The sequence below is a fragment of the Kordiimonas marina genome, assembly GCF_023006325.1.
Lineage (GTDB): Bacteria > Pseudomonadota > Alphaproteobacteria > Sphingomonadales > Kordiimonadaceae > Kordiimonas > Kordiimonas marina.
In genome coordinates, this window is record NZ_JAINDF010000003.1 from 526,710 (window position 1) to 550,703 (window position 23,994).

A 23,994-nucleotide genomic window follows, 5' to 3' on the forward strand; every position below is an offset into this window, starting at 1 on the left:
GTCAGCGGCCTGTGGTGGGCGCCGTGCCGACCGGCAGCGTATCGAACAGGTTATGGACGAACTTGCGGTCGCCATCCATGTCCCGCAAATCCGCAAACCCGCTCGACAGCACATTGAACCAGGTTACGTCACCCGTCTTCGCGTCCACGAGCGAGGCAAAGGCAACGGTCTGTCCACCCTGGACACCGACCCCGACCATGCTGGCAAAGAACTGAAGCGCCATACGCCCTGCACTGGTATAGGAATCACGAACAAAGATGAACAGCACTTGGTCGGCACCATATTTGGCCGCCAAAGCCTTGGTCGCATCGCCAAGGGTCCAGTCGAACTTGCCCTTTTTGGTCGGCAGCTTGAGGCCTGCATATTTGTGGATCAGAATCGCGTTACCGACCGCGCGGTGCAGCTTCTCCAGCTCAAACGAGTTGGTGGCCAGGTCGGCCGGCAGCTGGCTGCGGTCAAGCATGGCAACCTGAAAGCCCTTGCTATCCTTATATTCGAGAACCGCTTCCTGAATGTGACGCTTGGCGTCTTCAGTCCAGGTTGCGTTAGGCTCGGTCACGCCAGACGCGGTCAGAAGCGACAGGCGGACATCAAGCGGCATCAGAAGAACTTTCCCGCTTTGCTGGATACGGCTGGTATTGACCGTACTGGCGAAATCGCGTGTATGCGAACAGGCAGCAAGCATGATACAGGCGGCAAAAAGCGCGCCCAAACGGCTAAAATGAGTCATATTTCCCCCACCGAATAACTAAACCCTGCCGTCCCATGGCAGGTACTAATAATAGAATATGCCTACAAGAAAATGCCGCCGTATACAATCAGTAAGTGCACTTCACTGAGATCAGCAGGCGAAATCATTCCACGCCAGCGTCACCCTATCCCGGAGAAGGCTCGTTTGGCCGCAAAGTCCGTGATTGCAGTCCCCTGCCTTCTTAGGCTGCGCGCGCGATACAAGTGCAATAATAAACCCGTCAATTTCACTGGGAGGAAACCCATGCGTTTTACTGCTGTATCCGCCATCGCTTTGACCGTGTGTCTCGGCATGGCCGGTCCCGTAAATGCTGATCAAGCTGGTGCAAGTGCCGCCAAAGTCCATGCCGAAAAGGCGGCGAAGGACGTTGCCGACAACTGGGCCAAAGCCCCGATCGTTGAGCAGGACACCCACTATGCCGGCAAAGCCACGGTCGATGGCCATAAGGTCGAATACACCGCGACCGCGGGCACGCTGACCATTCGTGACGATGAAGGCAAGCCGGAAGCGAGCGTCTTCTACACCGCCTATACCGCGAAAGGCGAGCACCGCCCGGTCACCTTCTTCTATAACGGCGGCCCGGGCTCAGCCAGCCTGTGGCTGCGCATGGGCTCCTTCGCGCCCGAAGCGGTGATGACCAAGGACCCGACCACCGGCGGCCCCGCGCCGTTTGGTTCGATCAAGGCCAACCCGGACACGCTGATCGGCTCCACCGACATGGTGTTCATCGATGCCGTCGGCACCGGCTATTCGCGGCCCTTAAGCGGTACGAAGCCCGAGCATTTCTACGGTGTCGACCAGGACATCGACGCCTTCAAGCGGGCGATCAAACGTTACATCACCAAGAACAAGCGCTGGAATGACCCGAAATATATCTTCGGCGAAAGCTACGGCACCACGCGCTCGGCGGGCCTCGTGAACGCGCTTGAGGACGATGGCGTCCAGATGAACGGCGTGATCCTGCTTTCGAGCATCCTCAACTACGGCATCTACCAGCCGGGCTTCGACAATGCCTATATCGGCTATCTGCCGACCTACGCCGCCACCGCCTGGTATCATGACAAGATCAAGAACAAACCGGCTGACCTGAAGGCCTTTGTCGACAAGGTCCGCGCCTTCGCGAATGGCCCCTACCGGCTCGCGCTCGCCAAGGGCGACGATATCTCCGACGCCGAAGCCGACAAGATCGCAGGTGAGCTTAGCGCCTACACCGGTCTGTCCACCGCCTACCTGAAGCGTACCAAACTGCGCATCGACCCGTCGCGCTTCCGCAAGGAACTGATGCGGGACGAAGGCGAAACCCTCGGCCGCTTCGATGGCCGTTATATGGGTGTCGATGTCGACAACGCTGGCGAAAGCCCGGAATATGACCCGTCCGATACCGGCATTTCCGGCACCTACGTCAGCGGCTTCATGGACCGGCTGACCAGCAAGTTCGGCTACAAGACCGACCTGAAGTACCGCCTGAGCGCCCGCCCTTACAAGGGCTGGACCTGGGACTTCGGCCACATGGCCCCGAACAGCGGCTGGAAACAGAAGATGGTCGATGTCGCACTTGACCTGTCGAAAGCCATGCGCACCAACCCGCACCTGAAGGTGATGTCCCTCAATGGCTATTTCGATATGGCGACGCCCTTCTTCGTGACCGAACTGGACCTGAAGCACATGGGCCTGCCGAAGAAGCTGCAGGATAACCTGAGCTTCCACTATTACCACGCCGGGCACATGGTGTACCTGAACCCCGAGGCGCGCCACCAGATGCGCCTGGACCTGCAGGCTTTCTATAAAGCCAACGCCAAATAAGACTGAGGTCAACCGCCATACACTCTGTCGTCACCCGCCGGCTTGACCGGCGGGTCCAGGAACAGAGATGTAAACGGATAGGACAGTGTCCCTAGATTCGCCGGTCAAGCCGGCGAATGACGAACGAAAGAAAAAGGCAGCGGCCCCACCGGCCGCTGCCTTTCTTTTGTTAAGCGCTAAGGCTGCCGCCCTAGCCGTCCAGCTTTGGCTTCAGAAGCTGGTTGACGAGGCCCGGGTTGGCCTTGCCACCGGTTTCCTTCATCACCTGGCCGACGAAGAAGCCGATCAGCTTATCCTTGCCTGAACGGTACTGGGCGAGCTGGTTCGGGTTCGCGGCGATCACGGCGTCGATGATCTTTTCGATCTCACCGGTGTCGGAAACCTGCTTGAGGCCCTGTTCCTCGACGATGGTTTCGGCCGACTTACCGGTCGAGAACATCACCTCGAACACATCCTTGGCGATCCGGCCCGAAATGGTGCCGTCTTCAATGAGCGCCAGAAGCTCGGCACCGGCAACAGCACCGACCGGGCTTTCGCTGATGGTAAGCCCCGCCTTGTTGAGGGCGCCGAACAGGTCCGAAAGCACCCAGTTGGCGGCCTTGGCGGCAACCTCGGCCGGTTTCTTGCCGGTCTTGTTCACCACGGCGGCGAGGAAGGCTTCATAGAAGTCCGCGGTCTCGCCCTCGGCCACCAGCACGCTGGCGTTATAGTCATTGAGGCCAAGCTCGGTCATGAAGCGGGCCTTCTTGGCGTCCGGCAGTTCCGGCAGGCTCTCGCGCGCGGCGTCGATGAAGGCATCATCGAATTCAAGCGGCAGCAGGTCGGGGTCCGGGAAGTAGCGGTAATCGTGCGCTTCTTCCTTCGACCGCATCGAGCGGGTTTCGCCCTTCACCGGGTCGAACAGCCGGGTTTCCTGGTCGATCGAGCCACCATCTTCGATGATGTCCACCTGACGGCGGGCTTCAACTTCGATGGCTTGGCGCACGAAGCGGATGGAGTTGACGTTCTTGATCTCGCAGCGTGTGCCGAGACCTTCGCCCGGACGGCGGACCGAGACGTTGACGTCCGCGCGCATGCTGCCCTGCTCCATGTTGCCGTCACAGGCGCCGATATAGCGCACGATGGTGCGAAGCTTGGTGAGGTAAGCGCCGGCTTCCTCCGGGCTGCGCATGTCCGGCTTGGAGACGATTTCCATCAGCGCCACGCCCGAACGGTTCAGGTCCACATAGGTATATTGCGGATGCTGGTCGTGCATCGACTTGCCAGCGTCCTGCTCCAGGTGGATACGCTCCACGCCGACGTGCTTGGTCTTGCCGTCTTCGAGGTCGAGCACGATGGTGCCTTCCCCCACGATCGGGTGCTTGAACTGGCTGATCTGGTAGCCTTGCGGCAGGTCGGCGTAGAAATAGTTCTTGCGGTCGAACACCGAATATTTGTTGATCTCGGCCCCGATGGCGAGGCCGGTGCGCACAGCCTGGCGCACGCATTCCTCGTTGATGGTCGGCAACATGCCGGGCATGGCCGCATCGACGAGGCTGACCTGGGCATTCGGCTCAGCGCCGAATTCGGTCGAGGCGCCGGAGAAGAGTTTCGCGTTCGAGGTGACCTGGGCGTGAACCTCAAGCCCGATCACCACTTCAAAATCGCCGGTGGCGCCTTGGATGACATAGTTACTCATGACGCTTACCTCCACCAGATTTCAGGTTTCGCCGTGAAGCCCGCGGCTTCCTCGATCACACCCGAGACTTTCAGCACGGTTTCTTCATCCCACGGACGGCCGAGGACCTGCAGGCCCAAGGGCAGACCGTTCGCATCCGTGCCCGCCGCAACCGACGAGCCCGGAATACCGGCAAGCGACGCCGGAACGGTGAAGACGTCGTTCAGATACATGGCAATCGGATCATCCGACTTTTCGCCGAACGCGAAGGCGGCCGACGGTGCGGTCGGCGTCAGGATCGCGTCAACCTGCTCGAACGCCTGGTTAAAGTCATGCGAGATAAGCTGGCGGACCTTCTGCGCCTTCAGGTAATAGGCGTCATAGTAGCCGGCGGACAGCACATAGGTGCCGATCATGATCCGGCGCTTGACCTCATCGCCGAAGCCCGCGGCGCGCGTGGCTTCATACATGTCGACGAGGTTGCCGCCTTCGACCATTTCACGCAGGCCGTAGCGAACGCCGTCATAGCGCGCGAGGTTCGAGGACGCCTCAGCGGGCGCGACGATATAATAGGTCGGCAGCGCATATTTGGTGTGCGGCAGGTTGATGTCCACCACCTCAGCGCCCGCGGCCTTCATCCATTCGATGCCCTGATGCCACAGCGCTTCGATCTCCGCCGGCATTCCGGCGAGGTGATATTCCTGCGGGATACCGATTTTCATGCCCCGGATATCCCCGGTGAGCGCGGCTTCGAAGTTCGGCACCGGCATATCGACCGAGGTGCTGTCTTTCTTGTCGAAGCCCGAAATGCTTTCGAGCATGATCGCGCCGTCCCGCACCGTGCGGGTGATGGTCCCGGCCTGGTCGAGCGAGCTTGCGAACGCCACCATGCCGTAGCGCGAGCAGCGGCCGTAGGTCGGCTTGATACCGAAGGTGCCGGTGAAAGCGGCAGGCTGGCGGATCGAGCCGCCGGTATCCGAGGCGGTCGCGCCCATGGCGCAGTAGCCCGCGACGGAGGCAACCGAGCCACCCGAGGAGCCACCCGGCACATAATCCTTGTCCGAGCCCTTGGCGCGCCACGGGTTCTTCACCGGGCCATAGAAGCTGGTCTCGTTCGAGGAGCCCATGGCGAATTCGTCCATGTTCAGCTTGCCGAGCATGACCGCGCCGTCATCCCACAGGTTCTGGGTGACCGTGCTTTCATATTCCGGCTTGAAACCGTCGAGGATGTGGCTGCAGGCCTGGGTGTGCACGCCCTTGGTGGCGAACAGGTCCTTGATGCCGACCGGGATGCCGGTCATGCCTTTTTGCTCGCCCGCCGCAATCTTGGCGTCAGCCTTGTCTGCCATTTCCATGGCCAGCTCCGGCGTCTTGGCGACATAGGCGTTGAGCGCGTCGGCGGCATCGACCGCAGCGACATGCGCTTCGGTGAGCTCGCGCGACGTGATGTCGCCCTTCTTCAGAAGGTCGCGGGCGTCCGCGATAGTCAGGTTCGTGAGGTCCGTCATGGCGCTCCCCCTACTCGATCACTTTGGGAACGGCAAAGAAGCCGTATTCGGCGCGCGGCGCGTTCTTGAGAACGCTGTCCTGCTTGTCGCCGTCATTCACCACGTCTTCGCGCCAGCGGAGCTTGGCGTTCACCACGCTCGCCATCGGCGCGATATCGTCGGTATTGACTTCATTGAGCTGCTCGATCCAGCCCATGATACCGTTGAGCTCACCCGCGAGCGGCTCAAGCTTGTCGTCTTCGATCCTGATGCGCGCAAGCCGCGCGATCTTGGCCACCGTTGCCTTATCTATATCGGACATCAAAAATCCCTATGACTTGTGGGAAATACTTAGGAAATCAAGCGCGGAACTTAACGCCTGAGGTCACGGGGGGCAAGCGGGAATAAGGGGGAACGGGGGGATTTTTAGCGGTACAATCCGTATAACGGCCCCAGCCTACCGGCCTACTCCCAATATTCCTTGATGCGCCACAGCTTGCCGCCCTTGAATTGATAGGTGGCGACCATGCCGGTTTTCTCATGGTGCACGCGCTGGCCGCCTTCCATGTCGGACCAGCGGGCGGTGCGCTCGGTGATCAGGATATTCTTGCCCGCGATATGGTTGGTGATGACGGTTTCGCCCTCGCGCTCCGTGTGGGCGCGGGCGATCCGGCGCTTGTAGCCGTCGATCCAGGCCGCCTTGTCATACTCGGACGCATATTCAGTGTGGATATAGCGGGCGTCATCATGCACCAGGGCCATGATGTCCTCCACCGCCGCCATGCCGCGCCGGTCGACTTCGCGGCTCAGCCGGTAGAAATCCTGCACCATTTTGAGCATGGCCTCCGGCTTCATTGCCGGAGCCCCATCCGCCAACGCCGCGGGCGTGCCAAATACCAGCAGCATCAGAACAGCGATAAATTTCCTCATGAAACCCCCCTTTGTTTCCCTGGGTGAAAGACTGGTTCCCTTTCCCCTTCCCCACCTCTAAAAAGAACAGTGGGAATGAGGCATTATGGGGGCAAGTTATGGCGGAGGGCCAGGCTTTTACGGTGAGAGTGGCGCGGCTTAGGGATGCCCGTGCGCTCAACGGCTATATCCGCGCCATTTATAAGGAGCCCGGCGGCTATATGATCACCCGGGGCGACGAGTTCACCCTCGGCTGGCTTGGCCAGCGCGTGCGGCTGGCGCGCAAGCTCGCGAACGCTTACGAGACCTGCCTTGTCGCCGAGGATGACACCGGAACGCTTGTCGGCATGATCGACTGCTGGACCGACAGCCGCGCACGGGTGCGCCATTCCACCGTCTTCGCCATGTCCGTGGCGGCCGACTGGCGCGGATGCGGGGTCGGCCGCGCCCTGCTGGAGGCCTTTATCGCCTGGGTAAAAGCCCACAAAAGCCTGCGCCGCATCGAGCTTCACGTTCATGATGACAACGCCCGCGCGATTGCGCTTTATCGCCGCTTCGGTTTTGCGCTAGAAGGGGTGAGACGCCGCGCCGTGGCCTATGAGGACGGCCGCGTCGTCGATGACCAGATCATGGCGCTGTGGCCTCCTAAGGGCTAGAATGGCCGCCTCAAAGGTCCAGAGAGGGAAGCATGGGACAGTCAGACAACAAGCCGACCGACAGCGACACCCCGAAGACAAAGCACAAGACGGCGCCTGCCGCCAAATTCCTGCTGATCATCGCGGCGGTGATCGTGCTGATCCTGGTGGGTGGCATCATCTTCACCACCAACGAAGGCAAGATGATGACGTTCGCCTTCGTGCCCTCCGGCAAGATCGCGGATGAGAAAATGGCCCCGGCGCCGGATTATGCCGACGCTTCAGCCTGGGCCGCGAGGCCGGGCGCGGAAGATACCGCCGGGTGGAAGCCCGAAGGCGTGATGGACGCGGCGGTCGTGCCCGGTGTCGATGTCTTCTATATCCACCCGACGACCTATCTTAACAAAGCCAGTTGGAACGCGCCCTATAACGGTGATGCCAAGGCGGTGCGCTGGGTCCGCGGTTTTGCGCTCAAGTATCAGGCCTCGGCCTTCAACCTCGCAGGCCAGGTTTATGCGCCCAAGTACCGGCAGGCCACGTTCGGCGCGTTTCTGGACACCTCCGGCCAGGGTGTGCAGGCCATCATGCGCGCGCACGCCGATGTCTTGAAGGCGTTCGACTATTATATCGCGCACGATAACGGCGGGCGGCCCTTCATCCTCGTCGGCCACAGCCAGGGCGCCTTGCACGCGCTGATGCTGCTGAAGGAACGCCTCGCGAATTCCAAGCTCAAGAACCGCATGGTCGCCGCCTATATCATCGGCTGGCCCGTGAGCGTGGAGGGCGATATCGACGCGCTGGACGGCATCAATGGCTGCGAGGGCCGCACGGATACCGGCTGCGTCATCTCCTACCAGAGCTTCGGCAAGGACGGCGACGCCAGCCCCATCGTCAAGCTGTTTGACGCCATGCCGGGCCTGAATGGCAAGCCGCACACAGGCACCCACATGCTGTGCACCAACCCGCTGGACTGGAAGATCGGCAGCCGCGAGGGCGCCAAGGCCAACAAGGGCGCTGTCCCCCTGTTCATCAATGACAAACCGATCGATGCGCCGATCCCCGGCCTCACCGGCGCGCGCTGCGGCAAGGACGGCATCCTCTATCTCGACAACCCGCCCGGCGGCGAAGGCATCAAGATGAGCAAGACGTTCGACCATTCCGACGCCGGCGACTGGCGCGAATATGTCATGACCGGGGACAATTACCACGTCTATGACCTGAACCTCTTTTATATGAACATCCGCGAAAACGCCGCCGCGCGCGCCCGCGCCTGGCTGGAGGCCCACCAAGAATGATGACACCCGTTACCGATGTGATCATGCCGATACGGGAGCTAAAGGCTGCCCTGCCGCGCGGCAAGCGCCTGCTGGGCCTCGATATCGGCTCCAAGACCATCGGGCTCGCGCTTTCGGACACCACGCTCACCATCGCCACGCCGATGGAGACGATCAAGCGCACCAAGTTCAAGAATGACGTGGCGCGGCTGAAGGAAATTGTCGAGGCGCAGGGCGTCGGCGGCTTCGTGCTCGGCTGGCCGGTCAATATGGACGGTACGGAAGGCCCGAGGTGCCAGTCCACCCTGAGTTTCTCCGAGAACCTCGCCGGGGTGATCGACCTGCCGCAGGCTTTGTGGGATGAGCGCTTGTCGACCGCGGCGGTGGAGCGTACCCTGATTGAGGCTGACCGCTCCCGCGCGCGCCGCAAGGAGCTGGTCGACAAGATGGCAGCAGCTTACATCCTGCAGGGCGCACTCCATGCTCTTTAAAAACACTTTAGAACCCGATGACTGGCCCAATGTGGACGCGCTTCTGCGCGGCACCTACCCCACGGAGTTCGAAGCCCACCTGATCGACCGCCTGCGCGGACGCGGGCAACTCGCCGCCGAACACAGCCTGTGGCACCAGGGCGCGCTGGTGGCCTATATCGCCTACTCGCCGGTCACGGTGGAACACGGCCATGAAGACCGCACCTTCTGGGGCCTCGGCCCCTTGGCGGTCGACCCGGAATATCAGAATGAAGGCCTCGCCGTGAAGCTAATGACCGAGAGCTTCGAGGAAACCCACGCCGACGCGCTGTTCGTGCTCGGCCATGTCGGCTTCTATGCCAAGATCGGCTTCCACCCGGCGGCCGAGTTCGGCCTGTCCTACGATGACAACAGCGCCGTACAGACCGCCTTCATGGCGATGGAATGCTGGAAAGACGCCCTCAAGGACATTCACGGCCGCGTCTTCTTCGACCCCGCCTTCGCCGAGGGGTAAGGCAGATGGCCGACGAACAACCTACTGAAGGATGGCAACGCCGCGAAGCCCGGCGCAAACGGCAAACCGCCAAGCGTGCGGCCGAAGCCGAAAAAGCCGACCAGACCCCTCATGGACTTGGCGAATGGACGCCTGTTTCCAAATTGAATGTGCGGGACAGGATGTTCGCGGAAAGCACGGGATCATCCGGCTGCTTCGGTCTCCTCGCCTTCTTGTCAATAAGTGCTGCCGCTCTCCTCACTGCGACCTTATGGATTTGATCATCCACTTCACATCATTAACCCCTTGCCCGCGCAGCCGTTTGGGCCTATAAGCCCCCTTTAATGAGCACGCACCCAACCGAGACGGATTCCTACCCGCGCGCGGACGTTACTCCGCCCTCGGGCAGCCTTTTTCCCCATAAACATTTGCTTGGCACCTGGAACCTTGACCCGGTTTCGATCAAGCACATCCTCGATACCGCGGAAGAGTATGTCGAGCAGAACAGGCGCGCGCAGAAAAGCACCCCCAAATGTGCCGGCCTGACGCAGATCAACCTGTTCTTCGAAAACTCGACCCGGACGCTGATGAGCTTCGAGATCGCGGGCAAGCGCCTTGGCATGGACACCATCTCCATGTCGACCGGCACCAGCAGCATCAAGAAGGGCGAGACGCTCCTTGATACCGCCGCGACCCTGAATGCCATGCACCCGGATGTGCTGGTGATGCGCCACGCCGACAGTGGCGCGGTCAAGCTTCTGTCCGAGAAAATGGACTGCGCGGTGATCAACGCCGGGGACGGCCGCGCCGAACACCCGACGCAGGCGCTGCTGGACGCGCTGACGATCCGCCGCCGCAAAGGTGCGCTCCACGGCCAAACCGTGGTGATTTCGGGCGATGTGGCGCACAGCCGGGTTGCCCGCTCGAACATCTATCTCCTGAGCGCGATGGGCGCGCGCGTGCGGCTTGTCGCCCCGCCGACCCTCTTGCCGAAGGATGTCGACCGCCTCGGCGTCGAGGTTGCCACCCGCATGGATGAAGGCCTCAAGGGCGCCGACGTGGTGATGATGCTGCGGCTGCAGCAGGAACGCATGCAGGGTGCCTTCCTGCCAAGTTTGCGCGAATATTTCCGCTTCTGGGGCCTGACGGCCGAGAAGCTGGCCTACGCCAAGGACGATGTGCTGGTCATGCACCCGGGCCCGATGAACCGCGGGGTGGAGATCGCCTCCGACGTCGCCGATGACATCGACCGCTCGGCGATCGAGGAACAGGTGGAAATGGGCGTGGCCGTCCGTATGGCCTGCCTCGATATCCTGACCCGAAACCTGCGCGGAGAAGCGGCATGAGCGTCCTTTATAAAAACGCCCGCCTGATCGACCCGGCAACCGGGCTGGATGAAAAAGGCGCGCTGCTGATCGACGGCGATGTGATTGTGGCCCTCGGCCAGAAGGTTGACGCCCCGGCGGACGCCGAGGTTGTCGACTGTAAAGGCCGCGTGCTCGCGCCCGGCCTCATCGACATGCGCGCGCACAGGGTCGATTCGGACTCGGCGCTCGCGGGCGGCATCACCACTGTGATCCTGCAGCCGGACCAGACAACCATCATCGATACCGACCCGGTGGTCGAACGCATCCGCCGCCGGTCTGACGATACCCACGCCGTACGCGTCTACCCGATGGGCGCGGCCACCAAGGGCCTTGAAGGCACCCAGGTCGCCGAAATCGGCCAGATGCAGGAATCGGGCGCGGTCGCCTTCACCGACTGCCGCCACGCCATCAGCGACACCCAGCTGATGCGCCGCCTGATGGAATATGCCGGTTATTTCGGCGCGCTGATCGTCCAGTTCCCGGAAGACAAATCCTTGGCGAACGGCGCTGTCGCCCACGAAGGCGAGATCGCCACCCGGCTTGGCCTCGCGGGTGTGCCCGCCGCCGCCGAAGCCATCCAGATCGACCGCGACGTGCGGCTGGCGGAGCTGACCGGTGCGCGCATCCACTTCGCCATGATCAGCTCCCGCGAGGGCGTGGAAGCCATCCGCGCCGCCAAGAAGCGCGGCGTGAAGGTGACCTGCTCCACCGCCCCGCATTATCTGCACCTTAATGACAATGCGCTCGAGGGCTACCGCACTTTCGCGAAAGTCAGCCCGCCCTTCCGCGCGGAAGAAGACCGGCTCGCGCTCATTGCGGCCCTCGCCGACGGCACCATCGATACGGTGGTGAGCGACCATGATCCGCGCAGTGAGGACGTCAAACGCCTGCCGTTCGGCCAGGCCGCGCCCGGCATTGTCGGCTTCGAGACCCTGCTTGCGCTCACGCTCGCGCCGGTGCACGCCGGCAAGATCGAGCTGATGACGGCCCTGAAGGCGCTCACGAGCACCCCGGCGCAGCTTCTGGGGCTCGATAGCGGCCGCCTTTCGGCCGGAGCGCCCGCAGACATCGTCATCTTCGACCCGGACAAACCCTGGCGGATCGAGCGGGAGAAATTCCGCTCTAGCGCAAGGAACACGCCTTTTGATACCCTGCCCGTGCAGGGCAAGGTCTGGCGTACCATCGTGGGCGGCAAAACCCTGTTCGAGGGGGAGTAAACAATGGGAAATCCGATTGAGCTGACCGCCGTTCTGGCGCTCAGCTACCTTTTGGGATCTGTGCCTTTCGGCCTCGTCATCACCAAACTCGCAGGTCTTGGTGACATCCGCGCCATCGGCTCAGGCAACATCGGCGCGACCAATGTGCTGAGGACCGGCCGCAAGGATTTGGCGCTTATCACCCTGCTTCTGGACGCGGGCAAAGGCGCGATCGCGGTCCTCGTCACCCGCTATTTCGTGAGCCCGGACCTGGCAGCCCTCGCCGGTATGGCCGCCTTCATCGGCCACTGCTGCCCGATTTACCTGAAATTCAAAGGCGGCAAGGGCGTTGCCACCTTCTTCGGCACCATCTTCGCCATTTCGCCCCTGCTGGGCCTCGCCGCCGGTGCGACCTGGCTGATTAGCGCCTTCCTGTTCCGCATGTCGTCCTTCTCGGGCCTCCTGACCGCGCTTCTCACGCCCTTCTACGCCTATTATCTGATCGGCGATCAGGGCTGGATGCCGCTCGCCTTCATGAGCCTGGTCATCTATATCCGCCACAAGGATAATATCCGCCGCATCCTCAAGGGTGAGGAACCCAAGATCGGCGCGAAGAAAAAAGCAGACGCCGCCGCCAAGGCCGAAAAAGGCGAATAAACACACCGTCTGATTGACTTGGCTGATTGACTTGGGCGCCCATGGGCGGCAGGCTTGCCGCCATGACCACCACGTCCAATAAGCTGACTGACGCCGAAAAGCTGGCCCGGCTGCGCCTCGCACGCACCGCCGGGATCGGCCCTGTCACCTTCCGTGAGCTTCTGGCCCGGTTCGGCAGTGGTGAGGCCGCGCTTGCGGGCGTAGCCGAGATGGCAGCACGAGGCGGCCGCAAGAAGCCGATGCGGCTCGCGGGTGCCGACACCTGTACATCCGATCTTGAAAAGCTCCATGCCCTCGGCGGCACCGCGCTTTTCTGGGGCACCGCGCCCTACCCCGCGCTTCTCGCTGAAACCGAAGACGCACCGCCCGTCCTTTATATAGTGGGGGATGCCGCGCACCTGAACCGCACCGCCATCGGCATCGTCGGCGCGAGGAACGCCAGTGCGGCGGGCCTGAAGCTCACCAAGCAGATCGCCGCGGATCTCGCGGAAAAAGGCGTCACCGTTGTCTCCGGTCTCGCGCGCGGGGTCGATACTGCCGCCCATATGGCCGCCGTCCGCATGAGCACGGTCGCCTGCGTCGCCGGTGGCCTGGATGTGGTTTACCCGCCCGAAAACAGGGGGCTCTATGAGGACATCGTCGCGCATGGTGCAGTCGTCAGCGAACGGCCGATGGGAGCGGAGCCGCAGGCGCGCCACTTCCCGCGCCGGAACAGGCTGATCTCCGGCCTTTCAAAAGGCGTCCTCGTCGTCGAGGCAGCGCAAAAATCCGGTTCGCTGATCACCGCGCGCTTTGCTGCCGACCAGGGACGGGATGTGTTTGCCGTCCCCGGCTCCCCGCTCGACCCGCGCGCCGAAGGCACCAACCGGCTGATCCGGGACGGCGCCACCCTCACCCGCAATGCCGATGACATACTGGCCGAGCTTGAAACCCTGCCGCTGATGCGCGCCCCCGTGACCCGCGCCACTGTGCCGCAGAACCACGGGCCCGTCCGGCCGATCAAAGACGGGCCCAAGGCCGCCGACGCACTTCTCGACCTCCTGACCGCCAGCCCCATCCATATCGATGATGTTGTGCGGCTTTCCGGCCTCACGTCCGAGGCTGTCGCCACCGCGTTTCTGGAGTATGAACTGGCGGGAAAAATCACCCGCCACGCTGGGGGCCGCGTGAGCCGTCTGTTATAAAGGCATTGCAATCGGGCCCGCTTCACACTAGGTGATGGCTGTGAGGCGGCGCGCATATTGCGCCCACACTTCTACCATGGGGATACCGGGACGGATGAACGTCGTTATTGTTGAATCGCCCGCAAAGGCAAAAACCATCAACAAATATCTTGGCAAGGATTACAAGGTTTTGGCCAGTTTCGGCCACGTCCGTGACCTGCCCGCGAAAGACGGCTCCGTTAAGCCGGATGAAGATTTCGCCATGGATTGGGTGGTCGACCGCGATTCGAACAAACGCCTCACGGAGATCGCCAAGGCGGTCAAGGAAGCCGACCGGCTCTATCTCGCAACTGACCCCGACCGCGAAGGGGAAGCGATCAGCTGGCACGTGCTTGAAGTCCTGGCCGCCAAGAAGGCGCTCAAGGATGTCGACGTCAAGCGTGTCGTCTTCAACGAAATCACCAAATCCGCGATCCTGAAAGCGATGGCGGAACCGCGGGAGCTGGATGAGGAGCTGGTGAAAGCTTACCTCGCCCGCCGCGCACTCGACTATCTTGTCGGCTTTACCCTGTCGCCGGTTCTGTGGCGCAAGCTGCCGGGCGCCCGCTCGGCCGGCCGTGTGCAGTCCGTAGCACTTCGCCTGGTCTGTGACCGCGAAAGCGAGATCGAACAATTTGTCGCCCAGGAATACTGGACGGTGGAAGCCGCGCTGAATGGTGACGCCAAGAAAGGCTTCATTGGCCGCCTGTTCGCGACCCACGGCAAGAAGCTCGACAAATATGACCTGAATAATGAAGAGAAGGCGACAACCGCCGCCAAGCTCGTCGAAAACACGCCGCTGACCGTGCGCGGTGTCGAACGCAAGCCGGCGCGCCGCCATCCGCAGCCGCCGTTCACGACCTCGACCCTGCAGCAGGAAGCCGCGCGGAAGCTTGGGTTCGCCGCCAACCACACCATGCGTGTGGCGCAAAGCCTTTATGAAGGTAAGACCATCGACGGCGAAGTGACCGGTCTTATTACCTATATGCGTACCGACGGTGTGACCATCGCGCAGGAAGCCCTGCACGCGACCCGCGGTGTGATTGAAAACCGCTACGGCGCGAAATATCTGCCGGATGCCCCGCGCGTCTATAAAACCAAGGCGAAGAACGCCCAGGAAGCGCACGAAGCCATCCGCCCGACCGCACCGTCCCGGACCCCGGCCGAAGTCGCCCACGCGCTCGACGCCGATGAGAAGAAGCTTTATGAGCTGATCTGGCGCCGCACGATCGCGAGCCAGATGGAAAGCGCCCAGATGGAGCGTACCACCGTCACCATCCTGAACGCCGACAACTCCGCCGAAGTGCGGGCCACCGGTACCGTCGTCCAGTTTGACGGCTTCCTCTCGGTCTATCAGGAAGGCCGCGATGACGAAGCGGATGAGGAAGATGCCCGCCTGCCGATGATGAAGGAAGGCGAAGTGCTGACGCTTGAAGCCGTCACGCCCAAACAGCATTTCACCGATGCACCGCCCAGGTTCACGGAAGCAAGCCTCGTCAAGCGCATGGAAGAGCTGGGCATCGGCCGTCCGTCGACCTATGCGTCGGTGCTCAGCGTGCTCCGCGACCGCGCTTATGTCCATATGGACCGCAACCGTTTCGTGCCCGAAGACAAGGGCCGCCTCGTGACCGCGTTCCTGGAGAAATTCTTCCCGCGCTATGTGGAATATGATTTCACCGCTGACCTTGAAAGCCAGCTCGATGAAATCTCCGCAGGCCAAGAGGACTGGAAGAAGGTCCTTCGTGAATTCTGGGACGCTTTCAAGCCGAAGACAGAAGAAATTATCGCTGTCCGCAACGCCGTGGTTATCGACGCGCTCGACGAATTCCTGGAGCCGATGCTGTTCCCGAAACCGGCGGACGGCAGCGACCCGCGCAAGTGCCCGTCCTGCGCAGACGGCCGCCTGGGGCTGAAGACCAGCCGCTACGGCGCCTTTGTCGGCTGTTCCAACTATCCGGAATGCAGCTACACCCGGCCGTTCGGCAGCAATGACAATGCCGAAGGCGCGGGCGATGAGCCCGCCACGCTAGGGGAAGACCCTGAAACCGGCGAGGAAATCACCATCCGCGTCGGCCGTTTCGGCCCTTATATCCAGGCGGGTGAGCCCAAGGAAAAGGGCGAAAAGCCGCGCCGGGCCAGCATTCCGAAGGACATAAACGCCAAGGAAGTGACGCTAGAGCAGGCGCTTCAGCTTCTGTCGCTGCCACGGACCGTGGGCACGCACCCCGAAACCGGCAAACCGATTACCGCGTCGATCGGCCGTTATGGCCCCTATGTCGCGCATGACGGCATCTATGGCCGGCTTTCCTCCACCGAGGAAGTCTTCTCCGTCGGTATCAACCGCGCTGTCACCATCCTCGCCGAAACCGCCGCCAAGAAGGCGGGCGGCCGCGGCACCAAGACCGTGCTCAAGGAACTGGGGGCCCACCCGGACGATGAGGCCCCTGTCCGCGTGCTCGATGGCCGCTACGGGCCTTATGTGAACCACGGCAAGATCAACGCCACGCTGCCCAAAGGCACCGAGCCCGAAAGCGTGACGCTTGAACAGGCGCTTGAATGGATCGCGGCAAAGTCGGATAAGAAGAAACCGGCCCGAAAGAAAGCCGCGCCCAAGAAGGCCACCGCGAAAAAAGCCACGGCGAAGAAGCCGGCAGCCAAAGCGAAGAAGGCCTCCTGATCGGGGGCCTTTTTTATACCCCCAAACGGCTGACCGCTCATTTGAAAGGATAAGTGCCCTTGGCACATAAGAACGCCCCTGCCCACCTGCCGAGCCGCGAAGACGTCCTCGCCTTCATCAAGGACTCCAAGACCAAGGTGACCAAGCGGGAAATTTCCCGCGCCTTTGGCGTTACCGGCCCCGACAAGGTGCACCTGAAGAAGCTCCTCCGGGAAATGCAGGAAGACGGCACGCTGGCGAAGGACCAGGGACAAGCCCTCCGCCCCGCCGACCAGCTGCCCAGCGTGCAGGTGGTGGAGTTCGCAGGCCTCGATTCCCACGGCGACCCGCTTGTGAAGCCGGTCAACTGGGAAGGCGAAGGCACGCCGCCAACCATTTATATCAGCGAAGAACGCAAGCATAAGCACGGCCGCGGGCGCGCCCCGGCGCTCGGCCCCGGTGACCGCGCGCTTGTCCGGGTCATCCAGGTCAAGAACGACCTTTACCGCGGCCATGTCCTCAAGGTGCTGAAACCTGCCCCCAAGGCGCTGATGGGCGTGTTCAAGGGCAATGAGAACGGCGGCCGCATCGAACCCGTGGACAAAAAGAACCGGGACGAATACTGGGTCGACCGGGACGATATAAACGGGGCCGTGGACGGCGAACTGGTACTCGCTGAACCCGCGAAGCCCGGCAAACGCCACATGGGTCCGAAGCGCGCCCGCATCAAGGAACGCTTGGGCGACCTTTCGGACGCGCGCTCGATCAGCATGATCGCGATCCATGCCCATGAAATTCCTTATGAATTCCCGGATGCAGTGATCAAGGAAGCCGAGGCTGCCAAGCCGGTTACCCTCGGCAATCGCACCGATCTCCGCGATATTCCGCTTATCACCATCGACCCCATCGACGCGCGCGACCATGACGATGCCATCTGGGCCGAAGCCGACGATGATCCCAAAAACAAGGACGGCTGGCATGTGATGGTCGCCATCGCCGATGTCAGCCATTATGTCACCCCCGGCTCCGCGCTCGACCGCGAGGCGCTGAAACGCGGTAACAGCTGTTATTTCCCGGACCGGGTGGTGCCGATGCTGCCGGAAGCCCTGTCCGCCGACCTGTGCAGCCTGATGCCGGGCGTGGACCGTGCCTGTATGGCCGTCCACATGTGGTTCGACGCGAGCGGCCACAAGATCCGCCATAAATTCGTCCGCGGCCTGATGAAAAGCGCCGGCAATATCGATTATGGCCGCGTCCAGGCCGCGCTTGACGGCCATCCGGACGATGAGACCGGACCGCTCCTAGAAAGCGTCCTGAAGCCGCTCCACGGCGCCTGGAAGGCTCTGATGAAAGCCCGGGCCAAGCGTGAACCGCTGGAACTGGACCTGCCCGAACGCAAGATCGAGCTGGATAATGCGGGCCACGTGAAAGCCATCACGCTGCGTGACCGGCTGGATGCGCACCGTATCGTCGAAGAATTCATGATCTCCGCCAACGTCTGCGCGGCGGAAGAGCTGGAGCATCACCATACCCCGGCCATGTACCGTGTGCATGAAGAGCCGCCGATGGAAAAGATGGAGTCGTTGCGCGACTTCCTCGCCACGCTGGACCTTAACCTCGCCAAGGGCCATGTGCTGATGGCCCGCCTGTTCAACGGCATCTTGGGCCAGGTGAAAGGCACCCCACACGAACATATGGTCAATGAGGTGGTGCTGAGGAGCCAGACACAGGCTTACTATAGCCCCGAAAACCTCGGCCACTTCGGCCTCGCGCTCCGGCGCTATGCCCACTTTACTTCCCCGATCCGGCGCTATGCCGACCTTCTGGTCCACCGGGGCCTTGTCCGCGCGCTCGGCTTCGGTTCCGACGGCCTGACGGACGCGGAAATCCACAAAATGGGCGAGGTCGGCGAACAGATTTCCGCCACCGAACGCCGGGCGATGATTGCCGAGCGCGAATCGACCGACCGCTACATGGCCTCCTACCTCGCCGACCATGTGGGGGAAGAGTTCGAAGGCCGCATCACCGGCGTCACCCGTTTCGGCCTGTTTGTGGCGCTTGAGCCTTCAGGCGGCGACGGGCTTATTCCGATCTCGGAGATCGGGCAGGATTTCTACGCGCTCGATGAACTCCATCACCGGCTGGTGGGCGAACGCTACGGCGAAAGCTTCTCGCTTGGGGACAAGCTCACCGTCAAGCTCACGGAAGCCAACCGCTATACCGGCGGCCTGAAGCTTGACCTGGCGGGCGAACGTGATGTTCCGGCCTTTGCCAAGCACAAGCGCCGCGGCCGTGGCGGCCCGCCCCCGCGCGCCAAGGGCCGCAAGGCCCGTCCGGTCGGCGGTGAAAAGCCAGGCCGCAAAAAAGGCGGCCGCCGCCACTGAGGCTCACCCTTCCCTGCACAGATAACAAAGCGGCACCGACGATATTGTCGGTGCCGCTTCCCCCAGGTCATGCTGAGATGGCTCTGACTGTCCTCCTAGAACGTCAGGGTCGTCAGCACGAATAAGGTGTTGTTATCGGACGCATGGCGCCCCATGCCATCCACATTGTTGGTTTGCCCGTCCATGCTGGCATAGGCCACATACTGAAGCGTCAGTTTGGGGTTGAACCAGGGGTAGGCGCCGAGCGGTTTCTTGTGGAACGGCAACCAGTCACCTTCGACGATGAATTCGGTCGAATTGGGTGAGCCTTTGAGCGTGCCATATAAGGCCGGGTCAGGATCGCCTGAGATGCGGACCATGCCCAACGTTGCGCCGTACGTATGGTCATACGTGTAGGAGACGCTGGTGTTGAAGCTGTGCAGCGTGTTCGACACATTATCCGCATCACCAAGCGCATGGCTGGCATCAAGCCGCTGATTCTCGAAGATCAGGCTGGCACGGGCCGTGACATCATAATTGTCGGCAATCCGCTGGTACGTGGCATCGAAGCCGACATCGGTATAATGGTCGGACCCCACGAACCTGTGCCCGTCAGGATACAAGGATGCAGCCATCCCGAACGTTCCGACCGAGAAAAAGTTCGCCCCTTCATCCTTCTGGATGGCCAAACGCCAGTATGGCGCTATGCCACGGGAGCCAGGAGTGCCGCTGGCATCACCGGTCAGGCTTCCGATCAGGCTGCGGGACAGCATGTGATAGAAGCCAGCCTCGGCATAAAGCGTATCGTTATAGAGACCGTACGCGGTAACGCCGTAGGAGATTTGCCCAAGCCCGCCTTCGATGAGGGTCGCGGCTGCCGGTCCAGGCGCCAGCGCCGAGCCGTCAAATGGGAAGCCCCATGCAGGTGTGGAGTTGAACAGGTCCTGCACGGTCGGGTTATTGTTGATGCTGACCCCATACTGCAGGTCCTTGCCGTTCATCGTGGTGCTGTCGGCATAGCGGATGTCTACGTTATCCCAGGACCAGCCTTTTTCGACACCGTCATAGGTGATCTGAACAAAGGCACCGACCTTGCCGACAACCTTGCCGCCATAGAAGAGGCTGAGTTGGTCGACCGTCCAGTTATCATTCGTGCCATAGCCATCAGCGGCGTTGTCGGTCTGGTCCTTGGCCGTATGGGTGAAGGAGCCCTGCGCCCAGGCGCTGAACTTCTCGAAGAAAGGCACATCGCCTTCCGAATAGCCGCTTGCCTTGAACTCACGCCCCACCGAATTGAGCTGCGGGTAGACCGTGTGGCAGGCGTTGCATTCCATGCCGGTCTGGCGGGCAAAGGATGGGATCGCGGCCGCCGGATGGCTGACCCCCAAGCTCATCAGGCCCAAAACCAGCGGCAACGCCAGGGTTGGTAAATATCGCCCACGCCGCGGCCTGACACCGCTTTTTACTGACGCGGACCCGAAGGACGCGGACAGGATGCCGCGCCGGACTTTTCTCAAGATAGTTTTCATCTTGCTTCTCCAGGCTTTTGGTTGGCCTGAGAGTCTTCGCGCCCTGCCGATACCGGCAAAACGAGACTGTCAGACAACACTGCTGTTGGAAGCGTCGATGGTGCCAGGGGCCACCCTCAGACAAGTCCGCTATGAGTTACTCTCTCAATAACGGGACCCTCTCGAGGCTTTGTCGTGCCTAAGCCTGGTCCGCAGAACCATTCGGCGTCCCGTCTTCCACCTAACATTCGGGCATGAGACGGGTCTTTCAACGCAGGCATAAAAACAACCCTGGCGTTGGCTAACCTTGATAATAGTCAAGTGGGAACACGAGCTTGCACACGCCCGCTAAAATTGCAGGCATAAAAGCAACACTATCGGATCGGGGCTAGAGAATGCCGAGCTTGACGAACACAGTGGCCACATCGTCGGCGAAATTCGCGCCTTTCCGGAGCACCGGCACGTCAGCCGGCAGGTCGGTAATTTCGTGGCTCTCCGTGGCGATGAGGGCCACGGGAATATTCCGCGTGGTCGGCATGGCGCGGAGCGCGCAGGCGAGGTCCACGCCCGTCAGTTCCGGCATCACGCGGGAAACGATCACCGCATCGGGCCGCATGGACGGAATAAGCTGGACCGCATCCATGGTGGAGGCGACGTTGATCATGCGGTAGCCGCATTCAAGCAGTTCCCGCGTGACGATTTTGGTGGCGAGGCCCGGCTCCATCACCAGCATCACCTCAATATCCGTGACCGTCACATCGCTGACCTCGAAGCCGCCTTTGTTCGGCAGCTTGCGCATCATCTGGGAAACATCGATCTCCCGATTGTGGACAAAGGCCTCCAGGCATTCGGCCATACGGTCGGCATAATAGAGAATGTCACGACTGACCTCAGGCGTCAGGTCCTTGACGTTGAAGAAATAGTCCTCGAAACGGTGGCACAGCACCTTGAGGGCCTTCATATCGAAACTGGCGGCAACGGTCTTCAAAGAGTGTGCCTCAAGCCGGACGACGGCGAGCGCATCCGTGCCTTTGATCACGCCCTCTTGAAAATGCTGTACCGCTTCCTGCAGATTGGCGAGACGGTCCTCGACCGTATCAATGGCTTCGGTGCGTAACTCTTCAACAAGATCGTTTTCGATCATAAGTCCTTATCCCAACTGCCAACCGGCGGTGCCTGTCCCGGTCACGTGCTTCAATGATGCCTGCCTTTTCATTTGCCATGAAAAAGGTTACCCGAGCGTTAGCATTTACAATGCATTTTGCAAACAGGCATAAATTTTATGACAAACGTGCCACTCAACACTTGACTTATGCCTGCGCGCGAGTATTTTGCGCCGACGAACCGCCCACAAGTGGGGCGGCCCTTTAAACCGTTTTCTTGGAGTTAATCAGATGGCTAAGCCGTCCACCATCAAGATCAAGCTGGTGAGCACTGCGGATACCGGCTACTACTACGTGACCAAGAAGAATCCGCGGACGTTGACCGAGAAAATGGTCCTGCGCAAGTACGACCCGGTCGTTCGCAAGCACGTAGAGTTCAAGGAAGCCAAGATCAAATAATCTTGGAATTCCGATCCGAATGGAAAACGCCGCGCCAGAAATGGCCGCGGCGTTTTCTTATTTGGGTTAGCCCCTGCCCGTGCGCCATCTGCTTCGGGGCGCTACCACAACAGTGTATCCGGGTTCTTGATCGGTTCGTCATCCAGCGTGCGCAACAGGCCCTTGACGCAGCGGACGCCGGTCCAGAAAGCCCACCAGAAGATAATAACAATCCCGACGAAGACCATGGTCATCACCACACCGATCGCCAACTGCACCAGCCCGAGCCAGAATGTACGGATCAGATAGCGATAGTGGCTGTCCCACGGCGGGGTTGCGCCCTCCTGCTTGGTATGGGCGATAACGACGCCTGCGAAGGCGCTGATGCCGGTGGCGAACCCGATGAGATAGAGAATATAGACGAGCAGGACCGCCTGACGCTCACTGTCGGTGCGCATTTCCTCCGGCGAGCCCTCCGGCATCTCCCGCCTTTCGTCTGAGGCTTCGGTCATACCTGTTCCCTCCTTCCCCTAAGTACGGATAAGAGGAGGCTACCGCGCCGCAGGGACGCTGGCAATGTTTAGCAAACAGGAGCTACGCCCTCAGAAGGGCCGCTGAGGCAAATTTGAGGGGGAGGAGAGCCTAGTCCTGGCCTGCGACAATCACGCGGTTCCGGCCGGCTTCCTTGGCGTCATAGAGCGCCTTGTCCGCCGTTTCCAGAAGCTGGGCCGGCAGGTCTCCCGGCTGACTGGTCGCCACGCCGATTGATACTGTGATTTTGAGCGGGCCTGATGACGCCCCGACATCGAACGGGTTTTCCGCCACTTCCTGCCTGAGCCGGTCGCCGATCATATAGGCCCAGTCGGTCGAGGTTTCCGGCATCATGACGACGAATTCCTCACCGCCATACCGCGCGGCGAGGTCGACACCGCGGATATTCTTGGCGATCCGGTTGGCAAATTCCTTGAGGACAAGGTCCCCGACTGCGTGGCCGTGGGTGTCATTGACCTTCTTGAAATGGTCGATATCCATCATCAAGACCGACAGCGGCTTGCCGGCCTGATGGGCAGCAGCAAGGCGCGTTTCCAGGTGGCTGGTCAGATAGTGGCGGTTATAAAGCCCCGTCACCGCGTCCGTGGTGGCCAGCTGCATCGACAGGTGGAAATTCTCCCACAGTTTGTCGGCATAGCGCTTGCGCTTGAGCTGGGTCTTGACCCGGGCCAGGAATTCCATCCGATCAACGGGGCGGACGACATAATCGTTCACGCCCATTTCGAGCGCCCGGACCAGCAGCTTGGTGTTGCCGTCATCCACCATCACCAGAATCGGCACATGGCGCGTTTCCTCGAACGAGCGCAACTTCGAACAGACCCTGAGGCCATCGGTATTGCGCATGGTGAGCGACACGATGATCAGGTCGAAATTCTTTTCGCGGGCCCGGTCGGCCACGTCTTCGCCGCCCGCCATGAAGGTCAGGTCGCCGACGCCTTCAAGCGCACGGGCGATGCGTTCCATCACCCGTTCCTGCTCATCGACGATCAGGATAGAACCATCGGCCGGAAAGTCGGCTTCCTGGGAACCGCCCTCTTCCCGCTCCCAGCCGAGCTGGGCACCGGTGGCTTCGCGGTTCCGAAGCTCGTCCATCATGACCTTGAGCCGCACCAGGGAACGCACGCGCGCAAACAGCGCCAGGTCCTGCACGGGTTTGGTCAGAAAATCGTCTGCGCCGGCTTCAAGCCCGGCCACGCGGTCGGACGGCTGGTCAAGCGCCGTGACCATCACCACCGGAATGTGGGCTGTCACCGGGTCCGCCTTGATACGGCGGCAGACTTCGAACCCGTCCATCCCCGGCATCATGACGTCCAGGAGGATGATGTCAGGATGTTCGCGGCTGATAATCTCCAACGCTTCCGGCCCGCTGTAGGCGGTCAGAACATCGAAATACTCGCTTGTAAGCTTAGCCTCCAGCAGTTTGACGTTCGGCGGAACGTCGTCAACCACCAGCACCCGCGCTGTCATCGGCCG

The 23,994-nt window shown here is 61.4% G+C and carries 22 protein-coding genes; 13 read left to right on the top strand and 9 right to left on the bottom strand.

Features of this window, described 5'->3' with window-relative positions; all coding sequences use genetic code 11:
* Window position 1: 1 nt before the first annotated feature.
* Window positions 2–730, bottom strand: a complete 729-nt coding sequence (locus tag K6118_RS08945; protein ID WP_247119958.1) for a hypothetical protein — start codon at window positions 728–730, stop codon at window positions 2–4.
* A gap of 264 nt (window positions 731–994) precedes the next feature.
* Here K6118_RS08945 and K6118_RS08950 point away from each other — a divergent pair, with 264 nt between their 5' ends.
* Window positions 995–2,554 carry a S10 family peptidase gene (locus K6118_RS08950; RefSeq protein ID WP_247119959.1) on the top strand — a complete coding sequence of 520 codons (1,560 nt, stop codon included), beginning with the start codon at window positions 995–997 and terminating at the stop codon, window positions 2,552–2,554.
* 190 nt (window positions 2,555–2,744) lie between these two features.
* Here K6118_RS08950 and gatB read toward each other — a convergent pair whose 3' ends face one another.
* The 4 genes from gatB to K6118_RS08970 form a co-directional block, all read right to left on the bottom strand.
* The gene (gene gatB, locus K6118_RS08955; protein WP_247119961.1) at window positions 2,745–4,232 is read right to left on the bottom strand and encodes an Asp-tRNA(Asn)/Glu-tRNA(Gln) amidotransferase subunit GatB; all 1,488 of its coding nucleotides are present in this window, start codon (window positions 4,230–4,232) and stop codon (window positions 2,745–2,747) included.
* Between the two features lie 5 nt (window positions 4,233–4,237).
* On the bottom strand, window positions 4,238–5,719 hold the full coding sequence (gatA, locus tag K6118_RS08960; RefSeq protein ID WP_247119963.1) for an Asp-tRNA(Asn)/Glu-tRNA(Gln) amidotransferase subunit GatA: 1,482 nt from the start codon (window positions 5,717–5,719) through the stop codon (window positions 4,238–4,240).
* A 10-nt stretch (window positions 5,720–5,729) separates the two neighbouring features.
* Entirely contained in the window at window positions 5,730–6,020 is a 291-nt protein-coding gene (gene gatC, locus K6118_RS08965; protein ID WP_247119964.1) for an Asp-tRNA(Asn)/Glu-tRNA(Gln) amidotransferase subunit GatC, read from the bottom strand.
* A 143-nt stretch (window positions 6,021–6,163) separates the two neighbouring features.
* Window positions 6,164–6,628 carry a hypothetical protein gene (locus K6118_RS08970; protein WP_247119965.1) on the bottom strand — a complete coding sequence of 155 codons (465 nt, stop codon included), beginning with the start codon at window positions 6,626–6,628 and terminating at the stop codon, window positions 6,164–6,166.
* 98 nt (window positions 6,629–6,726) lie between these two features.
* Here K6118_RS08970 and K6118_RS08975 point away from each other — a divergent pair, with 98 nt between their 5' ends.
* The 11 genes from K6118_RS08975 to rnr all read left to right on the top strand — a co-directional run bounded on the left by K6118_RS08975 (window position 6,727) and on the right by rnr (window position 18,941).
* Window positions 6,727–7,263 carry a GNAT family N-acetyltransferase gene (locus K6118_RS08975; protein ID WP_247119967.1) on the top strand — a complete coding sequence of 179 codons (537 nt, stop codon included), beginning with the start codon at window positions 6,727–6,729 and terminating at the stop codon, window positions 7,261–7,263.
* A 32-nt stretch (window positions 7,264–7,295) separates the two neighbouring features.
* Window positions 7,296–8,537, top strand: a complete 1,242-nt coding sequence (locus tag K6118_RS08980) for a DUF3089 domain-containing protein (protein ID WP_247119968.1) — start codon at window positions 7,296–7,298, stop codon at window positions 8,535–8,537.
* Entirely contained in the window at window positions 8,534–9,007 is a 474-nt protein-coding gene (gene ruvX / locus K6118_RS08985) for a Holliday junction resolvase RuvX (protein ID WP_247119970.1), read from the top strand. The genes K6118_RS08980 and ruvX overlap by 4 nt, the downstream gene beginning before the upstream one ends.
* A complete protein-coding gene (locus K6118_RS08990) occupies window positions 8,997–9,500 on the top strand; it encodes a GNAT family N-acetyltransferase (RefSeq protein WP_247119972.1) in 504 nt (167 codons plus the stop codon). The genes ruvX and K6118_RS08990 overlap by 11 nt, the downstream gene beginning before the upstream one ends.
* A gap of 5 nt (window positions 9,501–9,505) precedes the next feature.
* On the top strand, window positions 9,506–9,760 hold the full coding sequence (locus K6118_RS08995) for a hypothetical protein (RefSeq protein WP_247119973.1): 255 nt from the start codon (window positions 9,506–9,508) through the stop codon (window positions 9,758–9,760).
* Window positions 9,761–9,823: 63 nt separating this feature from the next.
* Complete coding sequence (locus tag K6118_RS09000; protein WP_247119975.1) at window positions 9,824–10,825, top strand: aspartate carbamoyltransferase catalytic subunit; 1,002 nt, start codon at window positions 9,824–9,826, stop codon at window positions 10,823–10,825.
* Window positions 10,822–12,063, top strand: a complete 1,242-nt coding sequence (locus tag K6118_RS09005) for a dihydroorotase (RefSeq protein WP_247119977.1) — start codon at window positions 10,822–10,824, stop codon at window positions 12,061–12,063. Before K6118_RS09000 ends, K6118_RS09005 begins: the two co-directional genes overlap by 4 nt.
* Window positions 12,064–12,066: 3 nt before the next feature.
* Window positions 12,067–12,699, top strand: coding sequence for a glycerol-3-phosphate 1-O-acyltransferase PlsY (gene plsY, locus K6118_RS09010; RefSeq protein WP_247119978.1), 633 nt, complete (start codon window positions 12,067–12,069; stop codon window positions 12,697–12,699).
* Window positions 12,700–12,761: 62 nt separating this feature from the next.
* Window positions 12,762–13,883, top strand: coding sequence for a DNA-processing protein DprA (gene dprA / locus K6118_RS09015; protein WP_247119980.1), 1,122 nt, complete (start codon window positions 12,762–12,764; stop codon window positions 13,881–13,883).
* Window positions 13,884–13,977: 94 nt separating this feature from the next.
* Entirely contained in the window at window positions 13,978–16,578 is a 2,601-nt protein-coding gene (gene topA, locus K6118_RS09020; RefSeq protein ID WP_247119982.1) for a type I DNA topoisomerase, read from the top strand.
* A gap of 59 nt (window positions 16,579–16,637) precedes the next feature.
* Window positions 16,638–18,941: a ribonuclease R gene (gene rnr, locus K6118_RS09025; protein WP_247119984.1), complete on the top strand. Its 2,304-nt coding sequence runs from the start codon at window positions 16,638–16,640 to the stop codon at window positions 18,939–18,941.
* 95 nt (window positions 18,942–19,036) lie between these two features.
* Here rnr and K6118_RS09030 read toward each other — a convergent pair whose 3' ends face one another.
* Together K6118_RS09030 and K6118_RS09035 are read right to left on the bottom strand one after the other, a co-directional pair.
* Window positions 19,037–20,314 (bottom strand): hypothetical protein, encoded by a 1,278-nt coding sequence (locus K6118_RS09030; protein ID WP_247119986.1) that lies wholly within the window; start codon window positions 20,312–20,314, stop codon window positions 19,037–19,039.
* A 502-nt stretch (window positions 20,315–20,816) separates the two neighbouring features.
* Window positions 20,817–21,572, bottom strand: a complete 756-nt coding sequence (locus K6118_RS09035) for an Hpt domain-containing protein (RefSeq protein WP_247119987.1) — start codon at window positions 21,570–21,572, stop codon at window positions 20,817–20,819.
* Window positions 21,573–21,822: 250 nt separating this feature from the next.
* Here K6118_RS09035 and rpmG point away from each other — a divergent pair, with 250 nt between their 5' ends.
* Window positions 21,823–21,990 carry a 50S ribosomal protein L33 gene (gene rpmG, locus K6118_RS09040; protein WP_247119988.1) on the top strand — a complete coding sequence of 56 codons (168 nt, stop codon included), beginning with the start codon at window positions 21,823–21,825 and terminating at the stop codon, window positions 21,988–21,990.
* 101 nt (window positions 21,991–22,091) lie between these two features.
* Here the strand turns inward: rpmG and K6118_RS09045 are convergent, their stop codons facing one another.
* Together K6118_RS09045 and K6118_RS09050 are read right to left on the bottom strand one after the other, a co-directional pair.
* Entirely contained in the window at window positions 22,092–22,481 is a 390-nt protein-coding gene (locus K6118_RS09045) for a DUF4870 family protein (protein ID WP_247119990.1), read from the bottom strand.
* A 130-nt stretch (window positions 22,482–22,611) separates the two neighbouring features.
* Window positions 22,612–23,988 (bottom strand): PleD family two-component system response regulator, encoded by a 1,377-nt coding sequence (locus K6118_RS09050; protein ID WP_247119991.1) that lies wholly within the window; start codon window positions 23,986–23,988, stop codon window positions 22,612–22,614.
* Window positions 23,989–23,994 lie beyond the last annotated feature (6 nt).